This is a genomic window from Paenibacillus jiangxiensis, assembly GCF_046098255.1.
GTDB lineage: Bacteria > Bacillota > Bacilli > Paenibacillales > Paenibacillaceae > Paenibacillus > Paenibacillus jiagnxiensis.
In genome coordinates, this window is sequence record NZ_JBJURI010000033.1 from 24,000 (window position 1) to 42,173 (window position 18,174).

At 52.2% G+C, this 18,174-nt stretch carries 18 protein-coding genes; 3 read left to right on the forward strand and 15 right to left on the reverse strand.

The features are described 5' to 3' along the window. Positions 1-62: 62 nt before the first annotated feature. The 10 genes from ACI1P2_RS25645 to ACI1P2_RS25690 all read right to left on the reverse strand — a co-directional run bounded on the left by ACI1P2_RS25645 (position 63) and on the right by ACI1P2_RS25690 (position 9,323). Positions 63-926 (reverse strand): uroporphyrinogen-III synthase, encoded by an 864-nt coding sequence (locus tag ACI1P2_RS25645; RefSeq protein WP_355324779.1) that lies wholly within the window; start codon positions 924-926, stop codon positions 63-65. A 96-nt stretch (positions 927-1,022) separates the two neighbouring features. After that, a complete protein-coding gene (locus ACI1P2_RS25650) occupies positions 1,023-2,123 on the reverse strand; it encodes a GerAB/ArcD/ProY family transporter (protein ID WP_355324782.1) in 1,101 nt (366 codons plus the stop codon). Positions 2,124-2,167: 44 nt separating this feature from the next. Next, a complete protein-coding gene (locus ACI1P2_RS25655; RefSeq protein WP_355324784.1) occupies positions 2,168-2,389 on the reverse strand; it encodes a hypothetical protein in 222 nt (73 codons plus the stop codon). Beyond that, positions 2,382-3,566, reverse strand: coding sequence for a Ger(x)C family spore germination protein (locus tag ACI1P2_RS25660; protein ID WP_355324787.1), 1,185 nt, complete (start codon positions 3,564-3,566; stop codon positions 2,382-2,384). The genes ACI1P2_RS25655 and ACI1P2_RS25660 overlap by 8 nt, the downstream gene beginning before the upstream one ends. 3 nt (positions 3,567-3,569) lie before the next feature. Further along, complete coding sequence (locus ACI1P2_RS25665; RefSeq protein WP_355324790.1) at positions 3,570-5,165, reverse strand: spore germination protein; 1,596 nt, start codon at positions 5,163-5,165, stop codon at positions 3,570-3,572. A 582-nt stretch (positions 5,166-5,747) separates the two neighbouring features. Then, a complete protein-coding gene (locus tag ACI1P2_RS25670) occupies positions 5,748-6,158 on the reverse strand; it encodes a DoxX family protein (protein ID WP_355324793.1) in 411 nt (136 codons plus the stop codon). Positions 6,159-6,251: 93 nt separating this feature from the next. Continuing rightward, positions 6,252-7,115, reverse strand: coding sequence for a M56 family metallopeptidase (locus tag ACI1P2_RS25675; protein ID WP_355324796.1), 864 nt, complete (start codon positions 7,113-7,115; stop codon positions 6,252-6,254). 3 nt (positions 7,116-7,118) lie between these two features. Beyond that, complete coding sequence (locus ACI1P2_RS25680; protein ID WP_355324799.1) at positions 7,119-7,532, reverse strand: BlaI/MecI/CopY family transcriptional regulator; 414 nt, start codon at positions 7,530-7,532, stop codon at positions 7,119-7,121. Between the two features lie 619 nt (positions 7,533-8,151). Further along, the gene (locus ACI1P2_RS25685; protein WP_355324802.1) at positions 8,152-8,952 is read right to left on the reverse strand and encodes a winged helix-turn-helix domain-containing protein; all 801 of its coding nucleotides are present in this window, start codon (positions 8,950-8,952) and stop codon (positions 8,152-8,154) included. Continuing rightward, positions 8,928-9,323, reverse strand: coding sequence for a Fur family transcriptional regulator (locus ACI1P2_RS25690; protein WP_355324805.1), 396 nt, complete (start codon positions 9,321-9,323; stop codon positions 8,928-8,930). The genes ACI1P2_RS25685 and ACI1P2_RS25690 overlap by 25 nt, the downstream gene beginning before the upstream one ends. A gap of 181 nt (positions 9,324-9,504) precedes the next feature. Between ACI1P2_RS25690 and ACI1P2_RS25695 the strand changes: the two genes are divergently transcribed. Continuing rightward, a complete protein-coding gene (locus ACI1P2_RS25695) occupies positions 9,505-9,822 on the forward strand; it encodes a hypothetical protein (protein ID WP_355324808.1) in 318 nt (105 codons plus the stop codon). Here the strand turns inward: ACI1P2_RS25695 and ACI1P2_RS25700 are convergent. The 5 genes from ACI1P2_RS25700 to ACI1P2_RS25720 all read right to left on the reverse strand — a co-directional run bounded on the left by ACI1P2_RS25700 (position 9,718) and on the right by ACI1P2_RS25720 (position 15,439). Next, positions 9,718-10,848, reverse strand: a complete 1,131-nt coding sequence (locus ACI1P2_RS25700) for a GerAB/ArcD/ProY family transporter (RefSeq protein WP_355324811.1) — start codon at positions 10,846-10,848, stop codon at positions 9,718-9,720. The two genes, ACI1P2_RS25695 and ACI1P2_RS25700, sit on opposite strands and share 105 nt — an antisense overlap. Beyond that, entirely contained in the window at positions 10,845-11,942 is a 1,098-nt protein-coding gene (locus tag ACI1P2_RS25705) for a GerAB/ArcD/ProY family transporter (RefSeq protein WP_355324814.1), read from the reverse strand. Before ACI1P2_RS25705 ends, ACI1P2_RS25700 begins: the two co-directional genes overlap by 4 nt. A gap of 19 nt (positions 11,943-11,961) precedes the next feature. Continuing rightward, positions 11,962-13,182 (reverse strand): Ger(x)C family spore germination protein, encoded by a 1,221-nt coding sequence (locus ACI1P2_RS25710; RefSeq protein WP_355324817.1) that lies wholly within the window; start codon positions 13,180-13,182, stop codon positions 11,962-11,964. 27 nt (positions 13,183-13,209) lie between these two features. Continuing rightward, positions 13,210-14,796 (reverse strand): spore germination protein, encoded by a 1,587-nt coding sequence (locus ACI1P2_RS25715; RefSeq protein WP_355324820.1) that lies wholly within the window; start codon positions 14,794-14,796, stop codon positions 13,210-13,212. Between the two features lie 199 nt (positions 14,797-14,995). Beyond that, complete coding sequence (locus ACI1P2_RS25720; RefSeq protein WP_355324823.1) at positions 14,996-15,439, reverse strand: RrF2 family transcriptional regulator; 444 nt, start codon at positions 15,437-15,439, stop codon at positions 14,996-14,998. 232 nt (positions 15,440-15,671) lie between these two features. Between ACI1P2_RS25720 and ACI1P2_RS25725 the strand changes: the two genes are divergently transcribed. Next, entirely contained in the window at positions 15,672-17,609 is a 1,938-nt protein-coding gene (locus ACI1P2_RS25725) for an anaerobic ribonucleoside triphosphate reductase (RefSeq protein WP_408976352.1), read from the forward strand. Then, positions 17,606-18,115, forward strand: coding sequence for an anaerobic ribonucleoside-triphosphate reductase activating protein (gene nrdG / locus ACI1P2_RS25730; RefSeq protein WP_355324829.1), 510 nt, complete (start codon positions 17,606-17,608; stop codon positions 18,113-18,115). Before ACI1P2_RS25725 ends, nrdG begins: the two co-directional genes overlap by 4 nt. Positions 18,116-18,174: the final 59 nt, after the last annotated feature.

The window sequence follows — 18,174 nt, forward strand, 5'->3', positions numbered from 1 at the left end:
AGACAAAAAAGGCAAACCGGGATGCTGATGTATCCGGGTTGCCTTTTCGGGAGGTCCTCCAGTTATTGTTCTTTGTCTGCCGCCGCAGCCCTGTCCAGTCCGTATCCGTTCGCCATTCCCCCGGATTCGAAGTAGCGCCCCAGTTCCACCATCATGCTGCCCATGCGCTCCTCGGTCGGCATGACAATGCGTTCTATTCCTTCTTCCAGCATCGCTTGTGCCGTCACTTTTCCGACGGAAACGGCAATGATGTCACTCCGGAATGCAGCGAGAACGTCTTCCATAACGCCGCGGCTGCGTGCATATTCGGCCAGAAAACGGATTTGCGGTCCGCTGGTAAACGCCACGGCATCCACCCTCCGCTGGGTAATATCATTGATCAGGTCTTCCAGATCCTCCGTTTTCGGCGGCACATGCTTGTAAGGCAGCAGCTGCCGGACATCGGCCCCCTGCTCCTGCAGCCAGCCGACCAGACGCGGGGCGGGATCGCCGTGCAGCTGCAGAATCACCTTTTTGCCTTTCAGGTTATAGGGCGCAAAGGAACGGATCAGCCCGGCTGTGCTGCCGTCATCGTCGCGTACCACCGGCGTCAATCCGCGTTTCTTGAGCGCATTCACGGTTTTGTAACCGCGCGCCGCAATACGTGATGATGCCAGCAGCTCGTGCAACCGCTCGGCAACCTCCATTTCTTCAGCCATTTGATACAGGGCCTCCAGCCCCATGCCTGTCGTCAGCAGGGTCCATTCCGGAGGGGAGCTCAGCCATGATTCTATGCCTGCGCGGAGCTCGGCATCGTCCAGGAGCACGGTCCCCTGTGCCGGGCGCAGCAGCGCCGTTCCCCCCATTTTCTCCACCAATAACTTCATTTCCTCAGATTTACGCGGCCCTGCCAACGCTACGGTCTTGCCTGCCATACGCAATGCCATAAAGCTCCTCCCTTGCTGCTCGGTACGTTTTGGTACAAGTATACAGTCCGGCGCAAAAAAGGCAACTGTAAATTGCTCATGGGAGTTGATGCTTGACTATGACTGTCCAGGCTGCGGCTGTGCCCCCCCTTCCGCTCGGCCTTCTTTCTTCGGATGCAGCATAAAAAGGAGCACTACCGGCAGCAAAACATAGAAGAACAGTACGAGCACTGCCCATTCTTTGCTGAAAGCAAAAACCTGCGGCAAATTCTCAAAAAACCAGAAGGTGCACACGAAACCCAGAATTCCTACCGGCAGAACCGTAAGCTCCCCCTTCACGGAGGGCAGCAGACGCCTTGAAGCACTGCACAGCACATACAGGTCAAAGCCCACTTTGATGATGATTGTAGGGAGTGTCATTCCCCCAATCAGCAAATCGAACCTGTCCAGGAAATCCGTAATTTGCATCTGCCGGGCAATTTCATAGGACGGAAAGGACAGACGGGCAGTAATGGGCGGGCCGAGCACGGTCTGCTGCAATAGCAGCAGTATCATGAGCAGCAGCGTGCAGCCCAGTACTCCGCCAAGCGCGCTGCGGATCCTGTAGTTTTTTCCGGGAAACACATAGGGCAGCACCGCCAGATCCCCCATGTAAGCCAATAAATTCCAGCTCCCGCGCATGAAATCACTGTAATGAAAATGGAACATAGGACGCAGCAGCGAAAAGTCCATCGCTTTTCCCAGCACAATCGGCATCACAATGGCTGTAGCGATCAGGAACGGAATATAAATTTCAGTCATACCAACCAGCGTAACAATCCCGCCCCGAACCATAAAGATGATGGTGAGCAGCAGACAAAACGCGGTCGCGATAATCGGTGTCAAAGGCAGCAGCGTAATCGCGACATAATCGGTCAGCAATCGCATATCTCTGGCCATCACCACCAGATTAAATACGAAATACAGGATCACCAGCAGCCGCCCAAATACAGGGAACCGGGTAATGAGGGCTCCAAACAGGTCATGGCCTGAAAACCGTCTTTGAATCCTGCTCAATACCCAGACAGAAAATGCCAGCACCAAAGCGGCCGGGAGCGGAGTGAGAAAAGTATGCTGACCGGCGGCTTCAGCGGCCTGGGCAGGCGCATGCACCAGCGTGATGGTTACCCCCATCAAAATTCCAAGAAAAACCATCTGCCTTGTTGTAAAATTTTTCATTTATCCATCTCCTTCCCGGCCGAAAATCCACTATACTTACAAACCTAGGGCAGGGGGATCAACGAATCAATCATCCTGGCCAGCAGTACCGAAGGATGTATTGCCGTTGTTCCCCTTGTTTCATAAAGCCAGATGGCAAAACTGAGCGCGTACAGGATGTAAGCAAACCAGCGGTTCACAGCGGGAGAATTTTTCAGCTTTTTCCTGTCAAGCACATACATCAGCAGGATGATCAGCAGCAGCGGAATGACAAGCTTTTCAATCATGTAGTTGATCCTCTCTCAGCCCGAAGGGCTTTGTGATGGCTCCGGTGCTTTCGACATGCACTCTCGGGCGAACCTCCACTTCAACTTCCGGGTACAATTCGCGCCAACGGCCTCTCACCTGATCCCATATCTTAGGCATTTTGGTTTTTATTTCTCTCCCAAACCCCAAAACATCCGACTCGTAATCACGCTGTACGACCCTGATGCTTTCCTCAACACTTCGGCGGATCATATCCTCGGCTTCATGTTCAAGCCAATTCATGTTTTTGGGAATTGCCATGTTATAAGAGGATTGGTTTTCGCTCAATTCTCCCTTAATCAGCAATTCGACCGTCATCCGGATATCATCCCCCCGGACGGTAGGTGTGACCTTAACGTCCGTTTCGTTCAAGAGCAGCGTGAGCTTTCCTGCTCCTTCAGGCGGATTTATTACGTATTCCGTAGTCTTGGCCTGATCCAGGACAAGCAGCAGCCCCCTGGCAAGTCTCTGGCTCACTGTACCGGATACCTTGTCGCCCTTAAATACAGCCAGGCCTTTAATTTTGATATTTTTTTTATTTTCCTTCCCGCCTTGCGGCATCGTGTCGACAAGCCCCACAACAGGCACAACGGGATCGACACCCTCGCTCAGCATCGTATGGATAAGAAGCTTCAGATTGCGCGGTTCCTTCATATAGGTATAAGCCAGTTCGCGGACCATCTCGGCAGGGTACTGCTCAATCGGTGCCTGTGCCTCCAAAATTTCAGACCCGCGCCCCTCGGCAACCACGATAAGAGAAGAAAGCCTGTTCTCGGGGGTACGAGCCAGCACATCGGTCATCCGGGCAATTCCTTCCCTGGCCAAATCTGCTCCTAAAATCAGCGTCCGCCGGTGCGAATAGTTCAGTTTTCTTGACGTATTCTCCTGCTCCTTGTCATTGGATTCCCGCATCGTCGTTCCCGTCTTCGATTCCAGGTAATAGGATCTGTCCCCGCTGGTACCTCCCCCGCCTCCGGAAGTGCCCGCGGTACTGAGCTGGCTGGGCAAAGCAATCTGCAGTGTTGTCCGGTACTCCTCTCCTTCTTTATCTACGGCCGTTCCCAATACAAATGCGACATCATTCACCTCTTTCCGGTCCCAGCAGCCCCCGAGCAGGCATGAACAAATGAGCAGGAGCAGCACCTTTCCCGCCTTCATGGATTACCACTCCTTCTCCTCAAGGTCTTCTCCGTTCATGTTCTTTTTAAGCCGCTGGCGATCATGTGACATCCAGGCGGGCCGTCCAACCATATTCCACCATGGTGTACGAACCAGGATGTCCTTCTGATCCTCGGAGCTGTACGGACTGTAACCAGCCAGATACGGCATGCCGAAGGAGGTTAATCTGGTTAAATGAACGGTGATCAGGACTGTGCCGATGACAATACCGAACAAACCGAGCACCCCCGCCATGATCATAAGCGGAAAACGCAGCATCCGGACCGTAATTGCAAAATTAAAGCGCGGAATCGTAAAGGATGCGATACCGGTCAGCGATACGATAATCACCACTGGCGCAGATACAATGCCGGCCTGTACCGCTGCCTGTCCAATCACCAGCGCCCCGAGAATACTGACAGCCTGTCCGACGGTCTTAGGCAGCCGGATGCCGGCCTCGCGCAGCGCTTCAAAAGAAATTTCCATCATCATGGCCTCGACGACCGCAGGAAAAGGAATGGATTCTCGGGCAGCGGCAATGCTCAGGATCAGGGTTGTTGGCAGCATGTCCTGATGAAAGGTGGTCACCGCAATATAAAGCGAAGGCAGGAACAAGGCGATCGCCAGGAAAAAGTAACGGATCCAGCGCACCATATTGCTGATAAAGAAGCGCTCATAATAGTCCTCGCTGGCCTGCATCATCTGCCACATCGTTACAGGACCTATCAATACAAACGGAGTGCCGTCCACCATGATGGCAAAGTGTCCCTCCAACAGCTGGGCGACCACCGTATCCGGACGTTCCGTATACTGCATTTGCGGAAAAGGCGAATAGGGGTGGTCTTCAATCAGTTCTTCGATATAGCCCGTCTCCAGCACGGCATCGATTTTGATGTCGTGCAGCTTTTTTTTCACATCTTCAATCAGCTGTTCATTCGCAATTCCCTCGATGTAGGTGAGCACGACATTAGTCTTGGTCTGTTCTCCCATTTTAAGGCTGTAGAATTTATGCATTGGTGTTTTCAGCTTGAAGCGCAGCAATGCCGTGTTCACCCGCAGTGTCTCGGTAAAACCCTCTCTGGGCCCGCGAATGACGGCTTCGGTCTCGGGCTCCTGCACGCCGCGCCGTGAACCGCCTTTTACGCTAAACAGGTAAGCCCTTGTGGAATTCTCCAAAAACAATACAGCGTTGGCATCCAACACAGCTTCCGTAACCTGCTGGAATTGATCCGTTGATTTGACCTGGGAGAGTGAAATGCGCGTTTCGTCAACCGGCTCCAGATGCACCTCTGTTCCTTCATTCGTCTGAATCAGCGCCTGAATGAGGGGCTTGATCATGTGCATCTCCAAATCCTCGGTTTTGACCGTTCCCTCCAAATAGACCACCAGCCCTTTGCGGCCAGGCGCCACGGTCAGCTTCCGGAATACGATATCGGAGCAATCGCGCAAAATGTCCTTCATCGCCTTCTCATTGTCCTCCAGGCTGGAACTGAGAGGCTTATCGAGCCAGGTAATTTCCGGCAGCTTTTGGTGAGCTTTCCGGCTCCGGTCTGCTTCAGGCGGCGTACTTCTCTTCCAGGGATATCTGATCTTTTTCATCTGCCCTCTTCCTCCAGAACTCCTTGCTTGGCCGAATGTGGTTCTGCAGGTTAGGATGTGTTTTGGCAGGTAAATTTATGTACATTTATGTTCTGAGGCGCTCTTCGTATGTTGTGAGGCGCTCCGAGAACGAAGCATTCCTACAATCGCTGTTGACCCCGAATTTCAAATTGTTTTTTAATCGGAAGAAATTCGGGGTCAAAGGCGAGCGCTCCGCTTTTCCGGAATTGCTTCGTTCTCTCCGCTGCTGCGTGCATATCCCCTATCTACAAAATCACTTCCAAAAACCCGGACTGCCCATCCATTACCTGCTTTGTTTATAAAAAAGGTGAAGAACAGGATCTGGCTCCCCTGTTCTTCACCTGTTGTGATTCCCGCATTTCCTGCAGTTCCTGTGATTATCGCATCGATGCAGACACGAGTTTTTCCTTCAGCAAGGATGTTCTTGCTTGTATTAACATCTCGATCATGGTAGACGGGAAGGTTCTCGACTTCACAGATAATATGTAAAAAAGGACTGAACAGGGCAATTTTTTGCCTGGTCAGTCCTTTTTCACGAAGTGTGCGTAAGCTCGTCTGAAATTAAGCGGTTTGGGTGCGGTTGGACCCGGAACGTTTGCGTGCAATGGCCGCATCCACTGAGTAAGCTCCTGCTCCCGTAAATACCTGCTGCAGAGAAGCGAACAAAACGATCAGATCGAATTCCATCGCCATATATCCTTGCCCGAACTTGGCTGTCAGCAGCACGCCGATCATAACAGCCGTCAACGCCGCGCCGGCAAAACGTGTCCCCAAGCCAAGAATGAGCAGAATACCGCCAACAAGCTCAACCGTGGCTACGACCGGAGCAAGCAAACCTGGAAGGCCAAGGCTCTGGAAGAACCCTGCCGTCCCGCCAAGCCCCTGAAATTTCTGGGTGCCATGAACAATAAAAATGATACCCGTCATCCATCTCAACAGCAGCAGCCCTATGCTTGTCATCGTTTGATTCATTATTTATTCCTCCTTTTATTCACTACGATATGTAGTGTTATAAACCAAAAAATTTTGTTTTCCTTTATATATAATCTTCTATTCGCGCACGGACTATATAAGCGCAAGCGCGAATAGAAGGGACAGCAGAGACAATACATACAAAGAGGTCATAACAGGCCGCCAAGGCAGCTTGGGCGCCAGTGTCTGCTGCGGATCCAGAATGCGTGAGATCCGGTAATTAATCGAGGTCTCCGCAAAGGATGAGCAGACGGCTGTCATCACAGGTCTGGAAGAAGCTCCCCGTGAAGGGTTGCGCAGCAGCTTCAGCAGTGCGCTGCCGAGTCCGGCCGGCGTCCCGGTACGGTGAATGGCTTCATTATCCGCTAGAATTTCGCGGGCTGTCTTATAATGCTCCAGAATATGCCGCAGCACGGGAATATAAAACAACAGGGACGAGCATAGCTGCAGCAGCCATGTTTTTAAAGGATCGTAATGCCGCAGGTGGTAAGCTTCATGATAGACGACCGCTGCCTCTTCCTCCTGATCCAGCATCGCCAGCAGTGTGGAGGACAGTACAATCTTCGGGGAAAGAAGCCCCATTGTGAAGGCTGCGGGCTTGTCATATTCAATCACCCAAATGCGGCCTCCAAGTTCGCCATACCTTTCGCCCAATTCCTCTGTCAGTTGCAGATTGCGCATGCTTTCCAGCCGCAGGAATGCTCTCCTTGTCGCTACACATTGACGTACGGCAAGCCACCCCGCCACCGCGAAGGTTAACGCGACCAGCCATGTCAATCCGTCAACTACATAATCGATGCCGAAGGCATGCAGCAGCTGCCTGCAGATTTGAAAAACATTAAAGTTCAAATCCCAGCCGAAGGCCATATGACCGCCATACATCCCCATCTGCAGAAGCATGATGCCGGACATACCCGCACCGGCCGTAAACAGCAGTTTGGATCGCGTTTTCCACATCGCTCACAATTCCTTTTTCCATTGTTTGATTTTTTGCTCAAGACGCTCAATCAGCTCCGGATCAGCTTCTTCCAGGGCATCAATCATATGGTTGACCGCAAGTGGTCCGAACTGTTCTACCAGTTCATGGCTGAGCTCCTTCGACTGCTCGTCCATAAATTTCTCCCGGCTTTGCACCGGACAGTACAGCGAAGTTCGTCCGCGAAGCTTCTTGCTGAGCACGCCTTTGTCCACCAAACGGTTCATGACGGTCATCACCGTATTAAAGTTAATGTCCTTGTCATGCTCAAGCAGCGTCTGCACTTCCTTGATGCTCCGATCAGGCCTATCCCATAAAATATCCATGATGCGGGATTCCAGAGGTCCGAAAAAGCGGTTCAGCCCTCTCTCTCCGGTCTTAAAGTTCAGTCTTCTCATCCTGCACACCTCTCACACTACCCATTGTAGTGATGACTGATCTGGAAGTCAACTGCCAAAAGCTGTTGAGACGCTCCGAGAACGAACCATTCCTCCAATCGCTGTTATCCCCAAATTTCGTAATTATTTTTCAGTGGAAGAAATTTGGGGATAAAGGCGAACGCTGCCGCTTTTTCGGAAATTGCTTCGTCCCTTCCGCTGCTTCGTGCATACCCCTACTTAAGAATACAAAAAGAAATCGCTAATCCCTTCCGATTACTAATTAAAAAAAGGCGAGAATAGAAGAAATTCTCCTATTCACGCCCTAACGTTGCATTAACTCTTTCATAAAGACAACTTGTAGCCCTGTTCCTTTCTTATTTTCGCAAAAGTTCAGGTTTTCGGGCCGATCATACGCCCGCCGGAAATCTAACGGTTGCAGCAGCTGCTATTTTACAAAATAAGACCTTTTCTTAATTCTAACGGTCGTGACCAACGTTATTTCCCAAAATTCAGGAGAAATCATCCGGATTAATCGAAATAAGCGACATGGCAACCGCTATAATTTGAAATCAACGTTCTTGGAGCCAATAGCGGTTGTGGCACCCGTTAGAGTGATCCCAAAATATCCACCGTTACTTTAATCAGCCAATCTATAACCTACGCCTCTTACCGTGGTGATGTAGCGGGGTGCCGCCGCATTGTCTCCCAGCTTCTTTCTGAGGCTTTTGACATGCACGTCCACCACATTGCTGCCTCCGATAAAATCCGTATCCCATATGTCATGCATCATCTGCTCGCGGGATAATACACGGCCCTGGGCTTCAATCAGCTTAAGCAGCAAATCGTATTCCGTCTTGGTCAGACTAAGCAGGCGCTCCCCCTGATGTACCGTCATTTTGCCGCGGTCAATCCATATATCCTTAAAGACGATGCGCTGTCCGGAAGCAGCAGGCTTCTTCTGCGCGGAACGCCCGCTAAGCATCCGCTCAATCCGCTGCACCGGGCGGGCGGAAGCGACAGGCCAGCTCATAATCTCTTCATGAGGCAGCAGCCGGCTGGCGGCTTCCATCAGAGCATCATTTATCAGATATAAGCGCGGTTCTGTCCCCTTATCGAGAGACTCATGCCACCGCTTCAGCGCCAGCTCATCCTCAAAGATGGTAGCATCAAAAAGAATCAGATCCGGATTCAGCTGCTCCCGCAGTTCTGGGCTCCAGCGATGAAACGCCATGACATCATAGCAGGCATCCGTCAGCATCCGCACCCATGTCTGCACAACACCCGGAACTGCACTGACCAGTGCAATCCGCCGTGTAGTCGTACAGAACAAAGGCTCATTAGCCGGCATCGGCGCCGTCGGGGCGAAACGCGCCCGTACTGTCCGCGGAAGCCGGACTCTCGCAACCGCTTGGCTTACCTGGTTCGTTTGCTTAGACATTCCGGACACACACCTCCGAATACGACGTGGGCATGAGCAATATCATACCCCGTTTCTGCCATAACTTCCTTCGTCCATTCCGACGGAACTCCGCTCATCACCTCATCCACCCGTCCGCACACCTGACAGATGACATGCTGATGATCATCCATACGCCCGTCATAGCGGCTGGCCGCCTCTCCCAGCTTCAGTTCGCGGATCAGCTCTTTATCTGTCAGATAACGTAACGAGTTGTACACTGTACCGTAGGCCAGATTGTAGCCCCGCTCCATCAGCCTGTTCATGACGTCCGCCGCTGTGGGGTGATCATTGGATTCACGCACCACATCATACACAGCCTGCCGCTGTGAGGTTAAATTCAGAGATCTCATCCCGTGCATCTCCCTTTTATATCACAAAGTCATTTTATTAAAATCGATATAAGATTAGAATCATTATCGTTTATCTTTAGACCTAGTATAAATCTTAATCTACAATTCGTCAATACAGGGATAAACATCCCTTTTTTTAATCAAACTGATAGCATCACAATACGTGATCGGAGGATGCTGTATGAAAGAACTGGTTCTGTTTATAGTTTTCTTCATCCTGATGATCGGCACCAACGGCCTGCTGGATTGGCTGTACGGCGTAAAAAATCCCTGGCAGCCCATGCTTTCAACTTTAGCTGTGATGAGGCCGTCTGAATATGTCGTCATTGCAGGCATGACGCTGGCCGTGTTCGTTATGGCACTGAGAAAACAGCTTGGCCGGATGTTCGGCAAACTATTCAGATTGTGGGTCCGTTTTGTGGAAGCCCCGGACCCCGCCTCTGCGTCTGTGGAAGAAGGCGGAGGACGCAAGCAGCAGAGGGATGGCTACAACAAATAGGGGGTGTATAAATAATATTAGCTTGGCCCCAAATTCCAGATGCTGCATAAGCGAAGGGGCCAACAGAACCGACCACACCAGGAGGATGCATCCCATGGGGAGAACAAGCTTGCGGAATTCGATCCGAAAAATGTCGGACAACCCGAGCAGTGCGGCATAAAAAAGGATGGTCACTTTAATAAAAGCTACAATGATCATAGGCGTCAATGCGAAAATGTCCATTCTGGTGAATAATTCGGAAAGCTGGATCTTGCCCATCATAATGACAAGCGGAAAGACAGAACGTGTTGCTATCTCAGGGCCAAGTGAAGCTATGTTCAGCGCCATCGCCTGAATAAGCAGAACTCCCCCTGTCAAGATTGCGGCTATGCCGACGGGAAGCCCTTTCTCAGGAGTCTTCAGAAAAGGCATCAGCATCATGATACAGATCATTTCCCCATATGGGAACATCAGCGTCTCGCGAAGAACACTGTCAAGTACAGGCTGCCATCCATTACTGAGTATCGGCAGCAGGCGGTCAAATTCCAGGCTCCCTGATATAAGCAATAAAGAGTTCATCGTCAAAATAACAACAGTAATGGCAAACCAGAAAATCAGCGCCGTTCGCGCCAGCACTTCGGCGCCCAGGCTTGTAACATACATCATGCATAGAGTCATGAGGAGAGCAATGACTGTTTTCGGTGTGGCAGTCAGCATGTTGATATTGACCAGTTCAACACCGTCACGTAAATTCACAGCGGCAACATACAGAAAATACATGCTGTACAGGAATCCCGTTGCCGATCCGAGTCCTTTGCCCAAAAGCTGGCGGGAATATTCGATTAACGTCATCCGTGGAAAGAGAAAAGATGGATAATAGTACAGAAGGAACAGCAGCAAGCCGCCTGCCATCCCGATCAGGTCGGAAAGCCATGCATCTCTTTCAGCCTCTGCACCGAGACTTACAAATTCTGATGTTCCCAATATAAAGTGTACCATCAGGGCAAACATTTGCCCGCTGCTGATCCGGGGCATATTCACTTTCATCCCACCTTACTCCCTGTTTTTTGTCTGATTGCAGCGATAATCAGCAGCAGCACCGGCAGTACCACTGCAAACAACGGAAATACAGTCTTCACCATAAAGCTTCCTTCCCGCAAATGCTCTTCCCAATTGGGGGCTACCAGTGAGGCTGACAGCAGCAATATCAGGCTGAATGGCACCATCAGCTTGCCATGAGCAATTTGCAGCACTTCCTCAGCCGACTTGAGCGCAGCGTAAAACAGAACGGCGACCCTGAAAAATACGCCAATAATAATGGACATCACCACCATCACGTCCACCCGGTTGATCAGCTCGGATAGTTCAACTTTTCCGATCGTGTTCAGCAGGGGAAAAGCTGCCCTCTCAAACACTTCCCTGCCGAGTGATGATACGGTTAACAGGGAAGATAAGACAAGCAGCCCTCCTCCGACGAACAACGATGAGATACCGACACCGGTCGCATTGTATTTCCGTTTTAACAGAGGGAGCAGCATCGTGAAGCTAACCATCTCTCCGAAGGGGAACATAAAAGCCGAGGTAAAGCCTGTCTCGGCTATCACTCTCCAGCCGCCCTCCGCCACAGGCAGAAGATTGCCCCATTCCACAATGCCCGAAGCAAAAATAAGCACGATATTGGAAAATATAAGAAATATGGAGATTCCCCAATAAATCACAGCCGTATGCCCAACCACCTCAATCCCCAAGTACAAAACATAGATCACGGCTAGTATCATCAGCAGTTGAACAATCAGTGTAGGCGTATACCGCAAGGCTATATTATCAATTAAAAAAGCGCCGACCCGCAGATCGCGGGTCGCTGCATACATAAAAAACAGCACATATGCCATGCCGACCGCTTTACCGGCCAGCCTGCCCAGCAGCGCGCTGGAATACCCCGGAAGCGTCATGTCCGGAAAACGCTTGTGTAGACTGCTGTAACACAGAAATAACAGCATGCCCGCCGCCACGCCGATCAGTGTGGATATCCAAGCATCCCTCCCGGCTTTTGCTGCCGGATTGACAACCAGTGCGCTCCCCAACTGAAAAAGCACCATCAAGGAACTCATGGCGACAGCTCCCATACGAGCTTGCTTCACGTGTTCGCTCCACCTTCCTCTAGTGTGTTAAGTACGGATTTTTCCGGGTCTGGGTGTTCTTAATGACGGAAGTTACACGGATGTGTACCGTGCATTCAGGAAATTCCTTGCCCCACTTTTCGGACAGCTTTTTCCACTGCTGCGGGTATTTCCGTTCAACGACCCTTCCGAAGCCGAGAACATCCGTCTTAGCCGCTTGGGCCGCACGGACCGCATGCCTTACATAATCCGCCGTTTCCGCACTCCATTTCCTCTGCATCTTTTCGATCACACGGCTTGAATTCAGGTTCAGGGGGAGATCGACTTCCCCCGCGGCCCCATTCTGGTCTACCTCAATGGTGAAAACCGGCTCTCCCTTCTCCAAAGAAACAAGTGTCCTGCTTTTTAAAAATATCGTTTCAATGGTGACGGCTTCAGGTCTGTCATCATATGGCAGAGGTGTGACGCTGCTTTGCAGTTTATTGTGGAGAATAGACAATCCGATCGCTTCTCTTCCATCCATCCATCCCACCAGCTTGTCTCCCTGAAAAATGGCGCTCCCTTGAATATACATGACGGCTTTGGGCTCGATGCTGTCCACATTATCCTTTGTGGGAGCCTTCTTCATGTCGCCCGACACCCTGAGTCCCGGAATGACGGGGCCCTTTCCATGGCCGGACAGATCCCGAATCACCTGATCGATCTGGGATGTATATGTTTCGCCGTACATCCGCATCGACATTTGCTGCTTGCCGGTAATATCATTAGCCGGAATACGGCCGACTGAGGTCATGGTCGACAGCACCTCTCGGGCAAGGTGCCCGCGGGCAATGTACATTTCTATGGTCAGGCGGGTTTCAGCATCCCTTTCAAGGAAGTCGACCAGGTGACTGATCCCTTTCCTGGCCATTTCCTCACTGATGACAACCGCCCTGACATGGGATAAGGAAATCTGCCTGGACACCTTCCGTGACGCTTTCCGAACGGCCTCAAAAATGGTATCCCCTTCCTCGCGGTAAAGCACGACCGGTGCAGCCCCTCTTGCCTTCTCCCCCGCGATCTCGTCAGCCACGATCACTTGGAAGGAAACTTCATAGCGGTGTACGTCTCCTTTATCAATGCCCATAGCCGCGATAACCGCGCGCTGATTCAGCTCCCTCGAGTCCCAGCAGCCGGTGAGGAGCAGCAATATGCCGATGCAGAGGAACAAGCCGACAAGCCTCCGGCATGGATCGGTATTTCCACCTGTGATATCGCCCATCTTTCAATTCCTCCTGCCTGTATCCCGCTATGATTCCTGACCCTCGGCTGACGGGGGGCCGCCCCGGGCACGACGCATGTTTTTACTGCTTGTCATGAGCGGACGTTTCTTCACTTTCCATGCGGGGAGACGGAGTATCGTATCTTTCAGGCTGTTCAGGTCAAAAGGGCTGAACGGGCTCATATAATTCACGCCAAAAGACTTGAGGCTCGTCAAATGGGCAACCAGCGTAATCAATCCCAACGCAAGACCGTACAGCCCAAACAAAGCGGCGAGGACCATAAACCCGAAACGGAATAGCCGGCCCGAATTAGCCATGTTATAAGAAGGGATGGCAAAGCTGGCAATACCGGTGATTGCTACGACGATGGTCAGCAGAGGAGTCACGATCCCGGCCTGCACCGCCGCCTGTCCCAGGACCACCGCCCCCGCGATCGACACCGTCTGGCCCACTAAGCGGGGCATGCGAATACCCGCCTCCCTCATGATTTCAAAGGTGGATTCCAGCAGTACAGCTTCCAAAAATGCTGGAAATGGCACCGTCTCCCGCTGGGCAAGAATGCTGATCAGGAGAGGGGTGGGAATCATTTCGTAATGAAAGGTTGTAAACGCGATATATATCGAGGGACCGAGAACCAGGATGATAAAGCAAACATACCGCAGCAGCCGGAGCGCTGTAGCCAAATCATACCGCTCTGCGTAATCGGCGGAGCTTTGAAAGAAATTGGCAAACACTGCAGGCATCATCAGAACAAAAGGCGAACCGTCGATGATAAGGCCAATCCTTCCCTCCAGCAGGTTGCTGGCCACAGTATCCGGACGCTCCGAATTATAAATGGTTGGAAAAGGAGTCAGCCTGCGATCCTGGACCAATTCCTCTACCATGCCTGATTCAAAGATGGCGTCGATATTAATGTCGTTCACCCGCCGTCTGACTTCATCGACCGTATTTTCATCCGCAATGGTTTTCATATACAGCAAGGCAACGTTCGTTAAAGTGGTTTCACCAATCTGGAGCACTTCCAGTGCAAGATCAGTGCTCTTAATCCGCCGCCGGATCAGAGCAACATTCGTGAACAGGGATTCGACAAAGGCGTCTTTGGGGCCTCTCACCACATTCTGCGTAGTAGGCTCGCTGACTGCCCTGCTCTCCCCCCCACGTGTGCTGCAGCCGATGACCCGCTCGCAGCCGTCCACGAAGATGAGCGTATCCCCGGACAGCAGCGCGGCCATCATGATCTTCCATTCCTGGTACCCCTTGATTTCCCCCACTGTCAAAGCCCGTTCCTGCAGCAGACGGAATATGCCCTCAGCTGTCGGTTCATTGGCGGTAGCTTCTCTTGCCGGCTCCCCTAGCAGCGAACGCATCACCAGATTGTTGACGGCGTCGGTATTCACCATGCTGTCCAGATAGGCAATGGCTGTCTTAACGGGGTGTTCAATTCCGGTATAAAATTTACGGACAATAAAGTCAGGGCTGCCCCCGGTCAGCTTCTGAAAATGCTCCAGGTTCGCTTCCAGGTCCCAGGTAAGCTTTTCATCGACCGGCTTGGGAGACGGTGGAGTACTGCCCCCGGTTCGTCGTATCGGTTTTTTCGAACGAAAGCGTATCATGGCGTTATCCCCTCCGGATTGGATATACCTGGAGTATGTACAATTTATGCTCAATTATGCTTTTTTCAGGAGTGAAAATAGAAAAAGCCGCGACCCCTGCAGCAGCAATGGATCACAGCTTTTTTTCAATCCTCGACCGGCAGCCGGCCTGGTCTGTTCATAATCATACTCCACGAATGGAACCTGCCCCACACAGCGATCAATCCTGTTCACAGCGGCTGGCAAGGGACGCCAGCGTATGAGCATCCCACAGCTCCAGCATCTGCTTCTCGGTTGCTTCAATAACTTCCGAGACGGCGGCAGCAACATCCGTACAAAATTCATTATGCTCCGGCTTGGGGAGAATCCCCGGACAGATGGGATCGCAAATTTCCACAGCCCGGTAAATATCAGCCAGGGTGACCTCATCAGGGGACCTGGCGAGCATGTAACCACCCTCTCTTCCTTCTCTGGCAGTAACGATTTCCGCTTGTACAAGCCGTGTCAGAACCCGTCTCACAAGCGTCACCTCGCTTCCGATGGCCCCTGCGATTTCCCCGCTTGATAGCAGCTTTCCGTCTTCTCTATTCAGATATAAGAGCGCCTGAACGGCTACGCCAAGCCACTTGGGCGTAGCCGTCCGCGCTTTTTTCTCCATAGTCACAATAATGGCACCCCTAAATGTAAAATCCGTTGTCTGCATTGTACGTGAAGACAGCTCCAAGTTCAAGGAAAACGCTTTCTAAAATACGGGCATTTACGACACTTGAAATTCCACGCTTTCATTTAACGACAAGCTTAATGTGATTAACATCACATAACCAAATACAATATATAGCTAAAATAAGGGAAATGTGATCTATATATTGTGAAATATGGAGGAACAAATGATGAATATGCTGTCAGACCCCAACGTCCATGCCATCGGTGATCGGGTGATCGGAGCGAGTGATCCCGACATTTTGCGCGAAAATGCCAATCTGAACGGAGAATCCTTCAGCGGCAAAATGAGCAGGCTGGGATCGGAATACGCCAAATGGTATGCCAGGGAATTCATTCTCCCAGGGGAGCTCAAGCAGGCGGTAGATCAGGGATACGTCTATGTCCACGATCTGGACCAGTATGCGCTTGGCACGACCAACTGTATCTTTATTCCCTTTAACAGGCTGCTGGAAAGAGGATTTAATACCGGCAACGGGTCGGTACGGACACCCCAGACCATCATGTCCGCCATGGCGCTTGTGGCCATCATTTTTCAGGCGCAGCAAAACAGCCAATTTGGCGGCGTGTCCGCCAATAAGATCGACTGGGACCTTGCCCCCTATGTAGCTCGTTCTTTCCGAAGACACTTTAGCAAGGGACAGCGGCTTTTCGCAGAGCCAGCCTCGCTTGACTATGAGCAAATACATATGGAAAGTGAAACGGCCCGGCAAGCATGCCCACGCTCCTACGCGTTCGCTATGGAAGAGACGGGAACAGAAACGCGCCAGGCGGCGGAGTCCCTCATACACAACCTGAATACGATGAGCAGCCGGGCCGGAGGTCAGATTCCTTTCACCTCGCTCAATTACGGCATGTGCACTTCACCCGAAGGAAGGCTTGTAGCACGCGCGCTGCTGGAAGCAACGATCAGCGGGCTGGGCGCGGGCGAGACGCCGGTGTTTCCGCAGCATATTTTCCAGTGCAAGCAGGGGATCAACCAAAAGCACGGCGATCCTAACTACGACTTGTTCCTGCTGGCCGTCGAATGCTCCAGCAAGCGCCTGTACCCGAACTTCGTCAACGTGGACGCTTCTTTTAATCTGCCGTATTACCGCGAAAACGACCCGGATACGATTATAGCCACCATGGGCTGCCGCACCCGCACCATCGGCGACCGGTTCGGCAGAAACCGCCAGAGCGGGAAAGGAAATCTGTCCTTCAATACGATTAACCTGCCACGCATCGGCATTGAGCACGGGATTTGCAGAGGGAGCCGCAATCACCCGGATATCAAGGGATTCTATGCCAAGCTGGAGAAGAGCATGAACATTGCCCTGGAGGGGCTGATCCACCGTTATCGCATTCAGGCACATCAGCCTGCGAAGGCCTCCGATTTCATGATGAGGGAGGATGTATGGGAAGGCGGAAGCCAGCTGTCGCCCGAGGAAGAGGTCGGCCGTCTGCTGAAGCACGGTACATTGGCGATCGGATTTATCGGGATGGCAGAATGCATGAAAGCGATGTACGGCAAGCATCACGGGGAGAGCGATGTCGTACACAGGGAAGCACAGCGGGTCATTGCCGCCATGCGCACCTTCTGTGACCGGATGAGCGAAACACATGACCTGAACATCACCTTGTTTGCGACACCTGCCGAGGGGCTGGCAGGCAAATTCACGAAGCTGGACGCCGCGGAATTTGGACAGATTGAAGGGGTTACGGACCGCGAATATTACACGAATTCCTTCCATATTCCCGTGTATTACAAGGTGGCGGCAGCACGCAAGATTGATCTCGAGGCGCCTTTCCATGCTTATTGCAATGCGGGCGCCATCTCCTATGTTGAACTGGACGGCAATGCCCGCAGCAACCCGGATGCGTTCCGGACCATCGTGCAGTACGCCTTGTCCCAGAATATTGGGTATTTCTCCATCAATCACCCGATTGACCGCTGTCCGGATTGCGGATATGAGGGCATCATTGGCAGCGAGTGCCCGCAATGCGGCACGGATGAGCGGGACACCCACTTTCAGCGGCTGCGCCGCGTCACAGGTTACCTGACCGGAGATTATACCGTCCGCTTTAATGCGGCCAAGCAGGCGGAGGTTCGGGACCGGGTGAAGCATCGTTGAATTGGTGCGGTTATATTCCCGAATCGCTGAATGAAGGAAGCGGCCTGCGTGCCGTCGTATTCATCAGCGGCTGCCGCCATGCCTGCCCCGGCTGCTTTAACCCCGCTTCCTGGAGCTTCCGCGCGGGGGATACCTTTACACGGGAGCTGCAGCAGGCCGTGATCCGCGAAGCGTCGGCCAATCCGCTGCTGGACGGGCTTACGCTGTGCGGCGGTGATCCCTTCTTCTCGGCGGTGGAATGCATCCCGTTCGTACAGGCCTACAGAGCCGCCTGCCCCGCCCATACGGTCTGGGCGTACACAGGCTTTACGTTCGGAGCGCTGATCCAGGACTCGTCCATGCTTGAGCTTGCCAGACTGTGCGACGTCATCGTGGACGGTCCCTTTATCGCAGAAGAGAAGGACGTCTCCCTCCCCTTCCGGGGAAGCCGTAACCAGAGGCTTGTCGATGTTCCCAGGAGCCTGGCGGCCGGCCGGGTGATCGATTGGCAGCTGGCGCCTCTATAGCTTGGACTGCAGCTTGGTCTGCTTGCTGGTCTGTATCTTCCTGCTGCGAATACCATGCA

Coding starts and splice junctions, on each gene's coding strand:
- ACI1P2_RS25700 (WP_355324811.1), bottom strand. CDS start 10,848: ATGAAAGTGAATATGCCCCGGATCAGCAGCGGGCAAATGTTTGCCCTG.
- ACI1P2_RS25680 (WP_355324799.1), bottom strand. CDS start 7,532: ATGAGAAGACTGAACTTTAAGACCGGAGAGAGAGGGCTGAACCGCTTT.
- ACI1P2_RS25675 (WP_355324796.1), bottom strand. CDS start 7,115: ATGTGGAAAACGCGATCCAAACTGCTGTTTACGGCCGGTGCGGGTATG.
- ACI1P2_RS25645 (WP_355324779.1), bottom strand. CDS start 926: ATGGCATTGCGTATGGCAGGCAAGACCGTAGCGTTGGCAGGGCCGCGT.
- ACI1P2_RS25660 (WP_355324787.1), bottom strand. CDS start 3,566: ATGAAGGCGGGAAAGGTGCTGCTCCTGCTCATTTGTTCATGCCTGCTC.
- ACI1P2_RS25690 (WP_355324805.1), bottom strand. CDS start 9,323: ATGAGATCTCTGAATTTAACCTCACAGCGGCAGGCTGTGTATGATGTG.
- ACI1P2_RS25685 (WP_355324802.1), bottom strand. CDS start 8,952: ATGTCTAAGCAAACGAACCAGGTAAGCCAAGCGGTTGCGAGAGTCCGG.
- ACI1P2_RS25695 (WP_355324808.1), top strand. CDS start 9,505: ATGAAAGAACTGGTTCTGTTTATAGTTTTCTTCATCCTGATGATCGGC.
- ACI1P2_RS25670 (WP_355324793.1), bottom strand. CDS start 6,158: ATGAATCAAACGATGACAAGCATAGGGCTGCTGCTGTTGAGATGGATG.
- ACI1P2_RS25725 (WP_408976352.1), top strand. CDS start 15,672: ATGCTGTCAGACCCCAACGTCCATGCCATCGGTGATCGGGTGATCGGA.
- ACI1P2_RS25655 (WP_355324784.1), bottom strand. CDS start 2,389: ATGATTGAAAAGCTTGTCATTCCGCTGCTGCTGATCATCCTGCTGATG.
- ACI1P2_RS25710 (WP_355324817.1), bottom strand. CDS start 13,182: ATGGGCGATATCACAGGTGGAAATACCGATCCATGCCGGAGGCTTGTC.
- ACI1P2_RS25715 (WP_355324820.1), bottom strand. CDS start 14,796: ATGATACGCTTTCGTTCGAAAAAACCGATACGACGAACCGGGGGCAGT.
- ACI1P2_RS25665 (WP_355324790.1), bottom strand. CDS start 5,165: ATGAAAAAGATCAGATATCCCTGGAAGAGAAGTACGCCGCCTGAAGCA.
- ACI1P2_RS25650 (WP_355324782.1), bottom strand. CDS start 2,123: ATGAAAAATTTTACAACAAGGCAGATGGTTTTTCTTGGAATTTTGATG.